At 53.5% G+C, this 15943-nt stretch carries 12 protein-coding genes; 3 read left to right on the forward strand and 9 right to left on the reverse strand.

What is annotated here, in order from left to right; genetic code table 11:
• Positions 1-2: 2 nt before the first annotated feature.
• The 4 genes from EBA_RS00270 to EBA_RS00285 form a co-directional block, all read right to left on the reverse strand.
• Positions 3-1202 (reverse strand): ABC transporter permease, encoded by a 1200-nt coding sequence (locus EBA_RS00270; RefSeq protein WP_192372159.1) that lies wholly within the window; start codon positions 1200-1202, stop codon positions 3-5.
• Between the two features lies 1 nt (position 1203).
• On the reverse strand, positions 1204-2409 hold the full coding sequence (locus tag EBA_RS00275; RefSeq protein ID WP_192372161.1) for an ABC transporter permease: 1206 nt from the start codon (positions 2407-2409) through the stop codon (positions 1204-1206).
• A 98-nt stretch (positions 2410-2507) separates the two neighbouring features.
• Positions 2508-3722, reverse strand: coding sequence for an amidohydrolase family protein (locus tag EBA_RS00280; protein WP_192372163.1), 1215 nt, complete (start codon positions 3720-3722; stop codon positions 2508-2510).
• A gap of 74 nt (positions 3723-3796) precedes the next feature.
• On the reverse strand, positions 3797-5785 hold the full coding sequence (locus tag EBA_RS00285) for a TonB-dependent receptor (RefSeq protein ID WP_192372166.1): 1989 nt from the start codon (positions 5783-5785) through the stop codon (positions 3797-3799).
• Between the two features lie 298 nt (positions 5786-6083).
• On the opposite strand from EBA_RS00285, the gene EBA_RS00290 reads away from it, so the two are divergent.
• Complete coding sequence (locus tag EBA_RS00290; protein ID WP_225615791.1) at positions 6084-7067, forward strand: helix-turn-helix transcriptional regulator; 984 nt, start codon at positions 6084-6086, stop codon at positions 7065-7067.
• 143 nt (positions 7068-7210) lie between these two features.
• Entirely contained in the window at positions 7211-8122 is a 912-nt protein-coding gene (locus EBA_RS00295; protein ID WP_229427812.1) for a DMT family transporter, read from the forward strand.
• Between the two features lie 63 nt (positions 8123-8185).
• Here EBA_RS00295 and EBA_RS00300 read toward each other — a convergent pair whose 3' ends face one another.
• The 3 genes from EBA_RS00300 to EBA_RS00310 all read right to left on the reverse strand — a co-directional run bounded on the left by EBA_RS00300 (position 8186) and on the right by EBA_RS00310 (position 11016).
• Complete coding sequence (locus EBA_RS00300) at positions 8186-9085, reverse strand: hypothetical protein (RefSeq protein ID WP_192372168.1); 900 nt, start codon at positions 9083-9085, stop codon at positions 8186-8188.
• A 126-nt stretch (positions 9086-9211) separates the two neighbouring features.
• The gene (locus EBA_RS00305; RefSeq protein WP_192372170.1) at positions 9212-9883 is read right to left on the reverse strand and encodes an ABC transporter ATP-binding protein; all 672 of its coding nucleotides are present in this window, start codon (positions 9881-9883) and stop codon (positions 9212-9214) included.
• Positions 9880-11016, reverse strand: a complete 1137-nt coding sequence (locus EBA_RS00310) for an efflux RND transporter periplasmic adaptor subunit (RefSeq protein ID WP_192372172.1) — start codon at positions 11014-11016, stop codon at positions 9880-9882. The genes EBA_RS00305 and EBA_RS00310 overlap by 4 nt, the downstream gene beginning before the upstream one ends.
• Before the next feature lie 390 nt (positions 11017-11406).
• On the opposite strand from EBA_RS00310, the gene EBA_RS00315 reads away from it, so the two are divergent.
• A complete protein-coding gene (locus tag EBA_RS00315) occupies positions 11407-12126 on the forward strand; it encodes an EF-hand domain-containing protein (protein WP_223146626.1) in 720 nt (239 codons plus the stop codon).
• Between the two features lie 185 nt (positions 12127-12311).
• On the opposite strand, the gene EBA_RS00320 is transcribed toward EBA_RS00315, so the two are convergent.
• Positions 12312-14783, reverse strand: a complete 2472-nt coding sequence (locus tag EBA_RS00320; protein ID WP_192372174.1) for a TonB-dependent siderophore receptor — start codon at positions 14781-14783, stop codon at positions 12312-12314.
• A gap of 148 nt (positions 14784-14931) precedes the next feature.
• Entirely contained in the window at positions 14932-15897 is a 966-nt protein-coding gene (locus EBA_RS00325) for a FecR family protein (RefSeq protein ID WP_225615793.1), read from the reverse strand.
• Between the last annotated feature and the right edge of the window lie 46 nt (positions 15898-15943).

Below are 15943 nucleotides of genomic sequence, written 5' to 3' on the forward strand. Positions count from 1 at the left end.
GATTACTCAGCCCTCAAAGCTTCCAGTGGATTCAATCTGGCGGCTTTAATAGCCGGTACCACGCCGGCCGCGACGCCGATAAACAAGGAAATCGCAAACGCGGCAACGATGTAGTTCCAGGCCAATTGTACCGGTAGCGCGGGAACGAAAGCGGCAGCGAGCTTCACCAGCGCCACGCCCAATAATACGCCACCCGTTCCGCCGACCAAGCTCAGCAACATCGCTTCGCCGAGAAACAAGTTAAACACCGTCCCGCGCTCGGCACCGATGGCTCGCAACAGGCCAATCTCCGATATCCGTTCCGACACTGCGATGGTCATAATGGTGAGGATACCGACCGAGCCGACTAGCAGCGAAATACTACCCAGCGCCGCCACCGCCAAGGTTAACACGCTGAGCACCGAGTCCATTTTTTCCAGCATTTGGTTTTGGGTGACAATCGTAAAATCCTCCGCACCGTGTCGCGCTATCAAGCGGCGTTTGATGGCTTGTTCGACTGCTTCCGCACTGGTCTCGTTGCTGTATAGCAAATCGATTTCCATCAAACTTTGTCGATCGAACATCTCCATGGCCTTGCCACTGGCGATAAATACCGTATCGTCCAAATCAAAACCCAACATCTGGCCTTTGGCCTGCATCGCGCCGATAACCCGAAATCGGTCACTGCCGATACGGATGCGCTGCCCCAACGGATTGCTGTTGCCGAATAACTCGGTGCGCATCTTGCTGCCCAACACCGCGAACGCCCGTGGATTATCCAGGCCGTCATTGGGGAGAAAGCGGCCGCTATCGACTTTCAACTGCCATACCTGCGGTAAGGCCGCACCGACGCCGAACACATTGGCCCGGCGCTGCTTTGCACCGGCCTCGATACGAGCATTGCCCTGTACCATAGGCATGGCGGCCAACACATGATCCATATTTTCCAGACTGGCGGCATCGGCCGTAGACAAGGGCCGCACCGTACTGATAGTCGCGCCGGATAAACCAAAAGTGGTGGTCTTGCCGGGATAAACCGCGATCAAATGCGTGCCGAATTGGGTAAACTCCGCCAACACGAAACTATGAATACCCCGGCCGATGGAAGTCAAAATCACCACGGCCGCAATACCGATGATCAGGCCCAGGGCGGTCAACAACGAGCGCTGCTTATGGCTGCTAATGCTGCCTAACGCCAGTTTGGCTAAATCCAGCCAGTTCATCTTAGCGCCTCGCCAAAGCCGCGACCGGGTCCAGTCGCGCTGCCTTGCGGGCCGGCAACACCCCAAAAATCAAGCCGGTCGCTAACGCCACAGCCAAGGCCGACAGTCTGGCCCAAATAGGCAGAGCGACCGGAAAATTCGGATACAACCACTGCAAGATCAAAATACCGAACTGGCCGAGCACGCTGCCGACCAACGCCCCGGCCAGCGACAACAAGGCCGCTTCGCATAAAAACCAGCGTTGTAACTGGCCTTGCGTAGCCCCCAAGGCTTTCAGCAAACCAATTTCCGAGGTGCGTTGGCTGACGCTGACCAGCATCACATTCATCACCAGCACCCCCGCCACCGCCAGGCTGACCGCCGCAATACCGGCTACCGTGAAAGTCAGCGCGGTGAGGATTTTGTCGAAGGTATTGACCACGCTATCCTGAGTAATCACCGTCACGTCATCCTCGCCTTCGTGGCGCAGTTTTATGATATTGCGGACCTCGTCAACCGCCTTATACATAGCCGCTTCAGAATGCGCTTCAATTAAAATCCGAAACAAAGAATGGCTGTCGAACAAAGCTTGTGCGGAAGCCACCGGCACAATGATTAGTTCGTCAAAGCCGGTGCCTATCGATTGCCCTTCCTTGGCCAACACGCCAATCACCCGAAAGCGCCGATCGTTGATGCGCAGCCATTGCCCGACCGCTTGCTGGTGCGCAAACAGTTCCTCGCTGATTTTTTTGCCGATCACGCACACCGAGATTTCCTTATCGGCGTCGGCCGCCGGCAGAAACTTGCCTTGAGCCATCGTCAAATGCCGTACACGCAGCAAGGCATGCGTAGAGCCCATGATATTGGTTTCCCGCTCCAAGCCACCGACCGATACCGGCGCGGAGCCAATGCTAACCGGCGCAATCGCCGCCACTTGTCGGCTGCGGAATAAAGCGGCGGCATCGTCCAGCGTCAAATCGCGCGGCGTTTCGCCGAACAGCGGCGGATGGCCGCCGGTGGTTTCGGTGCGGCCCGGCAGGACGATGACCAGATGCGTACCCAGCGATTCGAATTCGTGCACCACATAATTGCGCGCGCTGTCGCCCAACGCGGTCAATACATTCACTGAAGCCACGCCGATGCTCATCGCCAAGATAATCAGCGCGGCGCGCAGAGGTTGGGTCTGGATGGCCTTGCCGGCCTGAAGGATGAGATCTTTACTGAGCATGGCGATTGGCTAGAAGCGTTACCCGGCAGTTTAGCCGGAACCACCCGCAATACCCAATGCCGAATCGCGAATCGGCCGTAACTTGCAGTAGGCTGCCCTTACTTTTCGAATTGATTCAGCACTATTTTACCGCCGGACATCACGAAATCCGGATATTCCAACAATTTGAGCTTCTGGGTCGGGTCGGCCTTTACCGCAATTACATCCGCCGGCGCGCCGGGCAGCAAGGTGCCGAGCAAGGGGATATTTAGATACTGGCCGGCCTTGGAAGTTACGGTACGAATTATCTCCAGCGGCGCCATGCCGGCCAGATGTTGCAAATAAAGTAATTCCTGGCCGTCTATGCCCCAAGGGATGTCGGGATGAGCGATTTCTGCACCGTATAAAAACACCGCGTCCAGCTCGGCCAAACGTTTGACATTGCTATTCACACCCGGACATTTCGACAAGGTGTCTATGGTGCTGACGATTCTGACTTGCTGCGCCGCGGCGCGTTGTAATTGCGCGTCCGGCAGTGTTTCGCAGGGTGTGTGCGCCCATTCGTCGATGCCGGCATCCAAGGCCAACTGCGCGCCTTTGGGCTCGGCAAGATGAGCGCTGACCTTGCGGCCCAGCAAATGCGCTTCGTCAACAATGGCTTTGACAACGTTTGCCGGCAACAACGGCCAACTTGCGGATGCTGGCACAGCACCATGTCCATGCTGGTGCCCGTGGCTATGCGCATGCCCTCCCGACCACGGCGCACCGGCTTCCCCGCCCGGTTCCAACGCGACTTTAATCACTACCGCGCCGCCGGCTACCAGTTTACGCACAGCTTCCCGCGCCTGCTGCTCATTGGCTACCGGCATCGCAATGTCGGTTTCGCCCAGGCTAGGTATCGGATAGCCGGCCGGTGCGGTGAGAATCGGCCCGGAGGTCAATAACCGCAAGCGGCCGTCGCCGCCCTGTGGCTGATGCAGTGGCCCGCCGACATCGCGCACCGTGGTGATGCCATGGCGTAGTACCGTATCCGCAGGGACCTGCTGATAACTCAAATGGGCGTGCAACTCGATGAAGCCCGGCAGTAGCGTGGCATCGCCTAGATCCAGTGTGTTTACGTTGATTTCGTTAAAAGCTTCCCGACTGTCTATCCTGGCGACTTTACCGTCGGCAATCAGTACTGCAGCATCGTTTCTGATCGTGTAGCCGTCGAAAACCCGCGCCGCCGTGATGAGCACCGGCGCCTCTTGGGCGACCGCTGCGCCGCCCGGCGATGTCAGCGCTAGAACCGCTAATAATGTTAAACAAGGGGAAAAACCGGATTGACTATTCATGGCTGGGATGATTTTCGCAAAAAAGCAGCGCCGGTTTTCAGCCGGCACCGCTGTGCTTGAATGGATAGAATCGTTTAAAAGCTGGCGGCAATACCGATTTGCCCCCAAATGCCCGGCATTTGATAGCCCGGACGATACGCATAACGTTTGTCAAACAGGTTTTCTACGCTGACAAACAGCTCGCCTTTTTTACCTAACTCCGGGACAGGGTAGGCCAACCGGGTGTTCGCCACGGTAAATGCCTCGACGCGTTGATTATTCACTTCGCCTAGATTACGGGCCCGATTTAAAGCCCAGGTCCGCGCTTGGTATTGCAAATCAAAGGAAAAACGCAATGGACCGATGGGACCGTTGATACCGGCCGTGACTGCTTGCTCCGGCGTGTACGGTAAATTCGGAATGCTGGGGTTTAACAAGGTCAATCCCGCAAACATGCTCCAATCGGCAAACAATTCCTGTTTCACGGAAGCTTCCAAACCACGCATCCAGTACGAACCATAATTCAAATACGCCCCCTGAGTTAAATCGAACACATAACGATTTTTGACGTTATCGATGAAAAAACTCAAGTCGATTTGCGTACCGTTAAATGGCGAGGCTTTCAAACCCACTTCGGCATGATCGACATTTTCCGGCGACAAGTTTTGCCAACCATTAGCTGAAAAGTTGGGTAGAAACCCGCCGGAGAACATATTTAAAGGTACATTGGCTAAGGCGCCGGAGTTAGCGGCAGCATCGATGCCGGGGTAATTCACGCCATTGGACACGTTACCAAATAAAGTCAAATCCTTGGAAACAAAAGACAAACCTGCATGCGGCGATGCCTTGGATTTGTAATGGCTATGCTCGTAAAAGCGCACGCCCATGGAAGGAATCATCACCCAGTCTTTACTCAATACAAATTCGTGATTCAATGCCAGATAAGGGCTGGTTAAACGGAAGGCCGGTGTGGCGAATTGATACACCTGGTTATTAGTTTGTGCCCCAAGATTGGTCACTTTGCCGTTCAGCCATTCGGTATCGATACCGGCGAGGATAGTGCCGCCCTGCCACGGCGAGAATTGTTCTTTCCAGCGAAAGCCGTCCATGCTGTATTGGCTGAGCAGATTAGAGCGGGTATCGGCAAAACCGGTGAAATACGTGTTTTGTCTCAACCAATCGCCGTCGCCGCCATTGTGGTAAAGGCTAAATTTGCCGCGCCAATCGCCGTGCTCATGACTGACACTCGCCGCGACCATGCCCGCCACCGTATCATACTCGCCGATTGGCGGCGTCACACCGTATTGGCCGGGGTCGCCGGCTTTGTTGTCGGCGTACAAAAAGGTCACGTCGGAGCGCCAATTTGGATTAATTTGATAACCGGCCTTGCCCAGCACATTACGCAATTCACCAAAACCGTTTTCCCGGTGGCCGTCCGATCTGGCATAGCCTTGTGCTAGCGAGAAATCAAAATCGCCATACTTGCCCTGTACATCGGCTTGTTCGGTAAACGTGCCGAAAAAACCGCCGGATAAACGACCGCTGCCGTGTATACCATCTTCGGTAGCCGTTTTGGTTTGCAGATTGATCGAACCAAAGTTATTACCGTTGATATGCGGTTGCGGACCTTTATACACGGTGATCGATTGCATGCCGTTGACGGGTAGCAAATCTAATAAAGGATGATTCCAGGTCGCCATATACATAGGAATATCGTCGATATAGGTTTTGATCTCGCTGCCCGGCCGGCCCGTGCCTTGGCCCCGAATCGATACCGCGCCGCCTTGATCGCCACCGAAGGCGCCGACCGGGTTATAGCGCGAAATTTGCACACCCGGCGTTCTTTTCAACACGGACGCCAAATCCAGCGCATTCTGATCGCGAATTTGATCTTCGGTCACCACGGCCGACACGTCGGAAAACGAGTCCACGTGGGTTTCTTCTATGATGGGATTAGCCACCACCTCCGTGATCTCAAGCTCTTCGGTGTTTTGCTCCGCCATCGCGACTGCGGAATGCAGCAGCGCCAAAAAAATCAACGAAGGCTTAGGTAAATCAAGTAGCGGTAACGCTGAGTATTTCATGGCAATTCCAGGTTGAAAATCGGCAAAATTAAATCTCCGGACAATTTGAACATTTATCAACAGGCGTCCAAAAATATAGAGTTAATGTCGGGCCTAATTTTAACGAAAAGCTTCCCGCCGGCTTGCCGACTTTCATATGCGAAAGGGAATATTTTTTATGCTATAAGTAGCGTCATACACAATAATTTTCTGACTGTCCGACTTAAATAAGCCAACCACCTCGGCGAGGTTAAATGCCACGAGCTATTTAGTTTGTTATTAATTGCGCTAAATAACATAGTTTAAATAATTTCAGCCCTTGTTAGCCGCCAACAAAATTGCGATGAATACAAAAATAGCGGGACGCTCGCGCATTAAACACGACGACTTGCTGTCGCAACAGCAAGGGCTTTTACTGAAACAATCGCTGCCGGATAATCTGGGCAAGGGCTATTCGGCGATATTCCAGCTTGATCCTGATCTGAGCTATATCGAAACTCATTTTCAACCCAATCAAGATTTAGCAATCCTGACCAGAGTGGATCAGCAAGAGCCCCGTTTGGTCGTCACTTTGGGCATGCAGGGCCAATCTCGCTTTGTGGATATGCAAGGCCGGGAGATTCTTTTTAAAGAAGGCTTTACCTCAATAAGCTTATTTAACGCCAGTATTGGCGAACGCCAATATCAAGCCAATAATGCCATGTCTCAGGTGCGCTTTTCGATGAGTAAAGCCTGGTTGAATAGATATTTAGGCGAAAATGCCACTGAGCGGCTTATTAATAAAAACGGCATGAATTTATTAGCTTATAAACCCATTTCAAATGCCGGATTAATTGCCACCCGGCAGTTATTAAATTATGACGTTGACAGCCCGGTAAAACACATATTTATGCATGCTCAAGCCATGTCTATCTTAGCCGCCGAAATGAGTCATCTCTGGCAAGATAGTCAGAAAAGCAGGCTGGCATTTACTCAACAGGATACGGCCATGGCTCAAGCCGCTCGCACCATTCTACTTAATGAATTTAAAGCCCCGCCCTCGGTGGCGGAGTTGGCAAAGCGGGTCGGTACTAATCAATTTAAATTAAAGCAATTATTTCATCATTCTTTTAATACTACACCATACGGTTTATTGCTTGAGATTAGAATGAAAACCGCCTATCGTTTATTAGAATCAGGTCGCTGTCATATCGATGTTGCCGCAAACTCTGTTGGTTATAATCACGCCAGTAATTTCAGCACCGCTTTTAGAAAATATTTCGGTATCTCTCCCGGAAATATCACCAAAAAGAACAAATCCTAAGGGCAAGGGTTTACTATACTCACGACGCTTAAAAATACCGCCGGGCGTATCGAAGCCCCCGATCCGGGAACATGGAGATTCGAGGCTTTTCGATACATCCGGCTACGCTCGTGCCGAGCAGAGTTAATTTAGCCCCATTGCCAGTGCCCGCAAACGCCGATCAGCCGCAGTCCAAGCCAACGCTTAAACCAAACCCCTCGCAAACCAGCCGCCGCGGCTTGATCTATATGCTGGTCGCTTGTGTGTTGTTTTCGTTTATGAATGCCGGTGCGTACGCAATCGGCTTATTGGATACCGGTTTGCCTTCCAGCATGATCAGCTTTATCCGCATCCTGACCAATTTGCTAATTCTGGCAATCCCGGCGCTGATTGACCGCAAATTGACCGGCCTGTTTGGCGATGGCCGGCCATCGCTGTGGTTACGCGGCTTATTCGGCAGCACGGCCTTGATGCTATCGTTTGCAGCCATTGCCCGCATCGGCCCCGGCGAGAGTGCTTTCCTAACCGCCAGCAGTGGCGTGTTTGTGATGCTATTAGGGCCGCTGGTACTGGGCCAGAAGAATTCGCTATTGGTCTGGTTGGCGATTATCGGTTCGTTCTGCGGGGTATCTTTGCTATTTGATGTGCACAACAGCCATAACCTGTTCGGTCAAACCATGGCTTTGCTGGCTGGATTGCTGTCGGCGTTGGCTTATTTGATGGTTGCGCGCGCCGGGCGCAGTAATACGCCGCAAACAGTGATCTTTTATTTTTGTCTGGTCGGCCTTGTGCTCCACGCTCTGTATTTTGTGGAGTTCGGCTATCGCTTGCCCGGTACGCCGGAAAGCTGGGGATTGCTATTATTGGTTGGCCTATCGGGTAGCGGCGCGCAACATTATATGACCCGCGCCTATCAATCGGCACCGGCGGCCTTGGTTAGCTCGATTGGTTATTTAGCTCCGGTATTAAGCCTGGCTTGGAGCATCGTGCTGTTCGAACAAATCCCCGGCCAAACCGCCTTGCTCGGTGCTGCCCTGATCTTGTTATTTGGTGTTGTGTTGCCGTTTCTACGCTAAAGCTAAGCTGTTGGGTTGGCGGCCACCGCTAAACGGGGCCGCCACCAAACACTAAGCTCAGATTTAAACCGCAACCTTGCAATAGGACGGGATCCAACTGCGGGCGATCATATAGTCGGGCAATTGGTTGAAGTCGAAAGCCTCGCCGTGGGCGATCATTCGTTTGACGTCAAACAGTTCGCCCACTTCCGGAATATCCCGGTAAAACAGGGTGTAAAACGGCTTAACCAGCAAGCGCGCTATTTTAATACCCACGGGGCCGATGAAATTTCGCCGTTGGCCGACATGCGCGACTTCGTCGATGGTGATTTCGTCCAGCAAGGCTTTCAGGCGATCCCGGACTTCCGGCTCGTCCGCCAACAACTCGTCAAATAGCTCATACAAGTGACAATAAAAACTGACACCCATCAACTCTGTGACAAAGGCCGGCGTATCCATTAACACCCCCGGCAACTTGGGAAACTGCTCGTATATCATTTCCTTAAACGGGGTCAGCGGTTCCCAAACTACTCGCTCCAAGCCGCAGGTTTTCAGCATCTCATCGAACAAGCGCCAATGGCAAAACTCTTCCGCCAAATGCACACGGGAAATCTTATCCTCCACGCTATGGGAATTGGCCATATCCGGCACTACCTCCCACGCACCTTTGATACCCACCCATTCGTGACGCGCGAACTTATAAATGCCGCAGAGCAATAAGGTCAGCTTGTCCAGGGACTTGGGATCGTCCACCATATTCACGTAATTTCTATAAAACGCGTCCGGATCTGCCAGAGGTTTGTGTAAGCGCACCGGATTAGTTTGAAAATAGGCCAGACGCTCGCGCTTTTTGGCCAAATCCTTGTCTGCTTCCAACAGCTCGCCGCCATGTTGTTGGGTAAACAACCAATAATCGGCAAAATTTTCCTGCCGTTGTGTAGCGCTGGCGGGAGTGAAAATAGAACGATATTTAGCCTGAGTCACTTGAAATTTCCGCTAGGTGGATAAAATCGCCTGATTTTACAGGATAGCTAGCCCAAAGGTGAGGATTAAAACTTCTCCAACCTGGTGAGTTGTAAGGCTTTATTTTACTTCAGTAGCCCAGCAAAGCTAAGATGTACCGCCTGCCAGCTGCCCATCGACAATACGCAGTTGCCGCTTGGCCCTTTCGCCGATGTTTTGATCGTGAGTGATGATAATCAAGGTCACACCTTGCCGATTCAGATTCTCCAGTAACTCGATAATGTCCTGCCCGGATTTGCTGTCCAGATTACCGGTTGGCTCGTCCGCCAATAGAATGCCCGGTTGCATGATCATCGCCCTGGCAATGGCGATGCGCTGCAGCTGGCCGCCGGACAACTGATTGGGCTTATGCTCGGCTCTATCCAATAAATTCACCGAGGCCAGCGCCTGCCAAACCCGTTGCTTGCGCTGCTTGCTATCGATGCCAGCCAAGATCATCGGCATCTCGATATTTTCCGCAGCGGTGAGCCTGGGGATCAAATGAAAAAACTGAAACACAAAGCCGATATTATCGCGACGAATCCGCGCCAGCTCGTCGTCGCTTTGCCGGGTGACATCGGTGCCGTTCAACAGATATTGGCCGGACGACGGCTGGTCGAGCAAAGCAACAATGTTTAACAGCGTCGATTTGCCGGAGCCGGACGGCCCCATCACCGATACATACTCGCCGGGGCCGATAGCCAGGTCTATGCCGTTCAGAGCCTGCACGGTTTGCTCGCCCACCTGAAACACCCGGCGGATACCGCTGAGTTGAATCATGGTTTGACGCTGACCGTCACGCCAGCCGCAACGCCTTCTTTACCGACTGAAGTGACCACCTTGTCGCCAACCTTAAGACCGGACAGCACTTCGGTGAAACTCCAGTTGGACAGACCGGGCTGGAAGCTTTGTTCACGCAACACATTGTCGTCGTCTATCAACAAGACGCGATGATTGTCCAGAATTGCCTCGGCCGGCAAACGTAGCGTGTGGTCTTTTTGATTAAGTAAAACTTCGATGTCGGCACTGTAACCCGGCAACAATTCCGCCAGATCTTTGGGATCCCGAAGAGTTACTTCAACTTCCACCGTACGCGCCTGTTTTTCCTTTTCCAACACATAGGGCGCGACGCGGGTCACGATGCCGGAACAACGCTTGTCCGGAAACGCATCCAGCGACACGCAAGCGCTCATGCCGGTCTTGATGCTGGCCGCATCCACTTCATCGATAGGCGCCGAGACAGTCAAACAGCTGACATCCAACAAATCGATAGGCGGCAAGGTCGGAATCCCCGGCGGCGACGGCGTCACGAACTCGCCCAACTCGGCATTAACTTCCGCGACTGTGCCGTCGAACGGCGCTTTTACCAATGTGCGCTGCACCGCGGCTTCCGCCACGCCCAACTGCGCTTCGGTTACTTCAATGGCTTGCATTCCGGCGCGACAGGCCGCGCGTTGCGACTTGCCCCCGGTCACCGACTTGTCGACTTGCTCCACAGACACCACGTTTTTGTGTTTTTGTAATTCTGTCATCCGTGCCGCTTCCCGCTCTGCGCCACCTGCTAGTTGGCAGGTCTGATCGGCGCTGGCCCGGCTGGCCTTGATCTGCGCTTTTTGCAGCTCGACTTGGGCTTTTAAATCTTGATTCCACACCTCAAGCAATACCTGGCCCTGTTTAACCTTATCGCCTTCCTTAACTAGCAACTGGGCCACCTGTCCGCCGGTCGCCGGCGCTAAATATGCGCGTCGACAAGCTTTAACGGTCCCCACCCGCGTATTCGCCACTGTCGCCCGCACTTCGCCTTCCGCCAATGTATACACCTCCACTTCAACTGGCTGCGGGCGGCGGCTATAGAGAATGCTTGCCGCGAGGGCTATCAATAAGGCGACAACGAGCAGAGTTTTGCTTTTCATGGAACGAGTGCGCGAATAAGAGGCATAGTTGTTAGCCTACATCGACGCAGGTGGATTGCCAAGCCATACTCAGATTAGCGCGAAGAATAAACACGGCATGTAAGCAGGCGGCAAAGCCTTGCCGGCTGGTGGCAAATCGATTGCCGCCAATCCGGTTATTAGCCCGAAACCTAAGGTTTGTCGCTATGGCCGCACTATTTTCCGGCAATTTCTTAACAAGCTTTTACTCATCTTTACCAAAACCACCCTGTCGGTGGCCGGTTTTAGGCCGATAGTTTGCACTAGCGTTGATGCGGAATCGCAGCGCGTCAAACGGTCGTCCCGTATTTTGCAAACGGCAAGCCGCGCCAAGGCCTGCCAGGTTTACCATTACTAGATGAGGATACAACAATGAGCAGCATCAACAGCGTTAACAGTTCCGGCTCGGGAATGATGTACGGTGGCATGAAAGCCATGCAAAAGCCCGATCCGGCCAAAATGGCCGAGGATTTGTTTTCCAAGCTGGATACAAAGGGCCAGGGCTATATCGAAAAGAGCGATTTACAGGCTGCGCTAAGCAGCGTGTCGGGCTCGGACAGTTCGTCGAGCAGTAGTGCCGATGATATGTTTTCCAAACTGGATGGCAACGGCGACGGCAAAGTCACCCAGGCGGAAATGCAGGCGACGCTGGAAAAAATGGCTTCCGAACTGGACGGCCCGTTTCCGAGAATGCGTATGCAAGGACAAGGGGATATGCCGCCACCTCCACCCGGAGGCCAAGAAGGCGATCAGGGTTTTACCAAGGATCAATTGACCAGCATATCGAATGACCTGAGCAGTTCAGATAGCAAGCGCTCGGAATTGATGAGCGATATAGCGTCTAACTTCGACGCCGCCGACAGCAATGGCGATGGCAAGGTCACCGCTAGCGAAGCCAGAGCCTACGAAGAGTCGAAAAATTCGTCGACTACAACAGCTGGGAGCTCGACCGACGCCGCGACCTCAACCTCGTCCGCCAGCACCACGGACGATGTCGACAAACACTTCATGAAACAAATGATGCAATTGCTTCACGCCTACGGCGGTCAAGATCGAGAATCCGAAGGCAGCAATATTTCGACGACAGCCTGATCGAAAAATCAGATTTCGGCGGGATTAACCCGCCGGGACGTTTGAGTCTAATTTTCTGAATGCGACTGCACGGACGGACGGGTTTTTAAAAACCCGTCCGTCATGTTTTGGCGGAATTGGACAGTGGGTTTGAAGCGTTGAGGTGGGGTTAAAATCCTGCTAATTTCGCGCCTTCGCGTAGTTTCTTAAAACTCGACTTTGATCGAACCCAACAGAGAGCGCGGCGTGCCGATGGTTCGCGAACTGCTGGCGCCGCTCCAGTAGGCGTCCGGAAAGTAGGTTTTGTCCAGCAGATTGTTGACATTGAGTTGCGCGGTGATTTTGGATTTTTCGACTTTCCAGGCATACGCGGCCAACAGATCGACTGTCGCATAGCCGGCGGTTTGATAGCCATTGCTGGAGCCGTCGGTGGCGCCGTCGCGCATACTGATGCCGCCGCCGACTTTTAATCCGCGTAAATCGCTTTGCTGGAAATCGTAGGTCGACCATAAACTGCCGACGTTTCTAGGTACAGCGAAAAGCCGATTGCCTTCCAGGCCGCTGTTGTCCTTGGTCACCCGAGTATCGAAATTGGCATAGGTGGCGATCAGATTCCAACCCGGTAACATTTCGCCACGAATATCGACCTCAGGCCCCTTGCTGCGCACTTCGCCGGCCGCTATCGAAAAATTGCCGGTAACGTCAGTGGGGTCGCGAGTGACGACATTTTGTTTGGTGATGTCGTAGTACGCCAGCGTCGCGCTGAGTTTGCCGTCGAAAAACTCGAATTTGCCGCCCACTTCCCATTGTTGCGCGCTTTCCGGCTGTAGCGGCTTGCCGGTGAGTGTCGTAGCCCACTGGTTGGAAACGCCGAAATTCTCGATATAGTTACCGTAAAGACTCAGCCAATCTTGCGCCTGCCACAGTACACCGACCCTGGGCGTGACATCGTCGTCTGCCGGCTGTTCGGTGTGGTTTAGGTTATCCCATTGCTTGACGTACTGGTAACGAAAACCGCCCATCACATGAAAACCGTAAGGCAATTTGATCTGATCCTGGGCATACAGGCCGACAAAATCCGCGCTGTTGTTGCTGGCCCAGCCGGCCGGGCTAAAAGGCGTGATTGGCGAGGAGTTGTGCACCGGATTGGAGATATTGATCGGCGCCAACGTGGCGATATAAGGATTGCTGACAATGTCGGTACGATAGTAATCTCCGCCCATCAGCACGGTATGGGCCAACGGGCCGGTTTTGAAATGGCCGGTGACATCCAACGTCGTGTAATAGGTATTGTCCTGAGTCCTTACATCGTATTGCTGGCGCGCTAACAGATTGTCCGGCGTCAAGGTATCCGACGCCCCCATTATCCAGTTCTCCGCCCGGTCCTGTAGATTGGCTACAAAGCGCTGCTTGATATTCCAATCGTCGTTGAATTGATGCGACCAATCCAGCCCGATCAGCTTTTCCTCGACATTCACTCGTGCCGGTTCCATCAGATTACGTGATCTGGCCATACCGATAAACTGGCCGTCGACAAAGGGCCAAGTGTTGTTGTCATAAATCAGGTTGTCGTGGCGGTATTCCATTTCCAGACTGACTTGGGTCCGCGGGCTGATGTTCCAGCTAATCATCGGTGCGATAAACGTCCGTTCTTTGTCAACAAATTCGCGAAAAGAGCCGCTGCTCTCGAACGAGCCGTTAAATCGGTACAGCAAGGTATCATCCTGGGTCAATGGTCCGGTGGCATCCAAGGTGGTTCGATACAGATCAAAGGAGCCGAACTGCTGTTGTAACGCGTAATAGGGCGTATTTAGCGGGCGTTTGGTCACGACGTTGACCATGCCGCCCGGCTCCATTCGACCGTACATAACAGCGGCCGGGCCTTTGAGCACTTCCAGCTGCTCCACGTTGGCCATTTGTCGATTCCCCACCGAGCTATAAGCATCGCCGCTCCGCAAGCCGTTACGGAAATAAGTACGGCTACGAAATCCACGTATAAAAATGTCGTCGGACAATGCGCCGGAGCCATTGCTAAACGTGGCACCGGCCACATTCTTTAAGGCATCGGTCATTTGGATAATCTGCTGATCGTTCAATACTGCTTTCGGTATGACCTGAATGTTCACCGGCGTTTCCATCAGAGGCGTGTCGGTTTTGGTGGCAGTCGCGGTCGCTCGGCGCGTGTAGCTGGGGTTGTAGGGATCGTTATCTTCGTAGGCACTTTTACCGATTACGGTAACCGCCGTCAGCGTGGCCGGGTTTTGGGTGGGCTCTGAGCGGTCGGCTTGTTTTTCTAGAGTCAGGCTGCCGCTGCCGGTCTGTCTGGGTGTCAGGCCGCTGCCGGACAGCAGCTTATCCAGGGCCTGCTGCGCTGCGAATCGCCCTTGTAATCCCTTACTGTTTAGGCCGCGCACCAGATCGGCATTGAAAAGTACGCGTTGGCCGCTGGTTTCGGAAAATTGCAGTAAAGCGTCGGACAATGAACCGGCCGGAATCGTAAAGTCAAAAGTCTGCTCGCTAGCCGTTTTATCCGGCGCGGCAGCGGCGGTGTGCATTGGCATGCTCAATGCCAGCAGCCCGGCGCAGATGGCTGTCGATAGCGGTCCGGGTTTAATGTCCCGGAAATCTCGGCTAGAACGTGTCTGTCCTAGGGGGCTGCACTTGGCTTTGCTGATCATCGTTACTCCAATTGTCGAATCCATGAAAAGGTCGGCGCCCTGCTTGCCGGCGAGGCAAATCAGGCCACTTGGAGATAAAGACGATGTAAGTTGGGTGGAGTATCCATTGCGGATTAAAGTTTTTTAAAAACCGGCCTACTGGTTACGCTTATTTGGCGGACAGCAGCACCAAACGGTCGGTGATTTTCCGTACCTTGATCTGCAGACTTTGTTCTAAGGCCTGTAAAGCCAGATCGGTGTCGGCGGCACCGAAAACGCCGGTAATCGGCAGATTTTTGATGCCGTCACTAACGATAAGAATTTTGCCGGGGCGGTAGCGCTCCAATTCGGCGGCAACTTCCGACAGAGGCTTATCCTGAAACACGATGCGTTGCTGGTGCCAGGCGCCGGCTCGGCTTAAGTTGACCGGGGTTGCCGCACTCAGATGGTAGCGGCCAAATTGCAGATGTTCGGCTGCCGCCAATCTTGCTTGGATTTGGCCGTCGGCACTACTGACTTTCACTGCGTGTTCAAACACCGTGACGTCAACCTCGCCGTCATCCCGTAGTTTTACATCGAATGCGGTGCCCAGTGCTTGTACCTCGCCGGCACCGGTTTTTACTACAAACGGCCGTTTCGCGTCGGCGGCTACCGTGAAAAATGCCTCGCCGCGTTGCAGTGTCACCAGACGTTGTTGCGCGGAAAAATCCACGGACACCGCGCTGGAGGTATTCAGTAACAACGTCGAACCGTCGCTTAGTGCGATTTCGCTTTGTTGGCCGGTACTGCTGCGGTAATCGGCCGGATAAAAATCCAACTGTTGATAAACGGCGGTCAGCGTCAGCAGCAGCGAGGCGGCGAGGGCCAAGCCGGTTTTGACCGATAGCCGTCGCGGTTTTGCAAACGGCAGTACCGGTTTGGCCGGCTCCAAGCCGATATCGGCCGGCGTCAGGCTGTCCAGCCCGGTCCAGAAGGCGTTGACGTCCTGCCAGGCCGCGCGGTTTTCCGGCGATTTAGTCAGCCATTGCTGAAACTCGGCACGTTGATTATGGGTGATGAGATCGGAACTAAGCCGTGCTTGCCAGAGCAGGGCTTCTTGTTCGGCTTGGTGTAATTCGGAATCGGATATGGGCATAAGTGCGAACTTTATCAGGAGACGATCAATTCGTGGCGCAGTATCC

The sequence above is a fragment of the Methylomonas albis genome, from assembly GCF_014850955.1.
GTDB lineage: Bacteria > Pseudomonadota > Gammaproteobacteria > Methylococcales > Methylomonadaceae > Methylomonas > Methylomonas albis.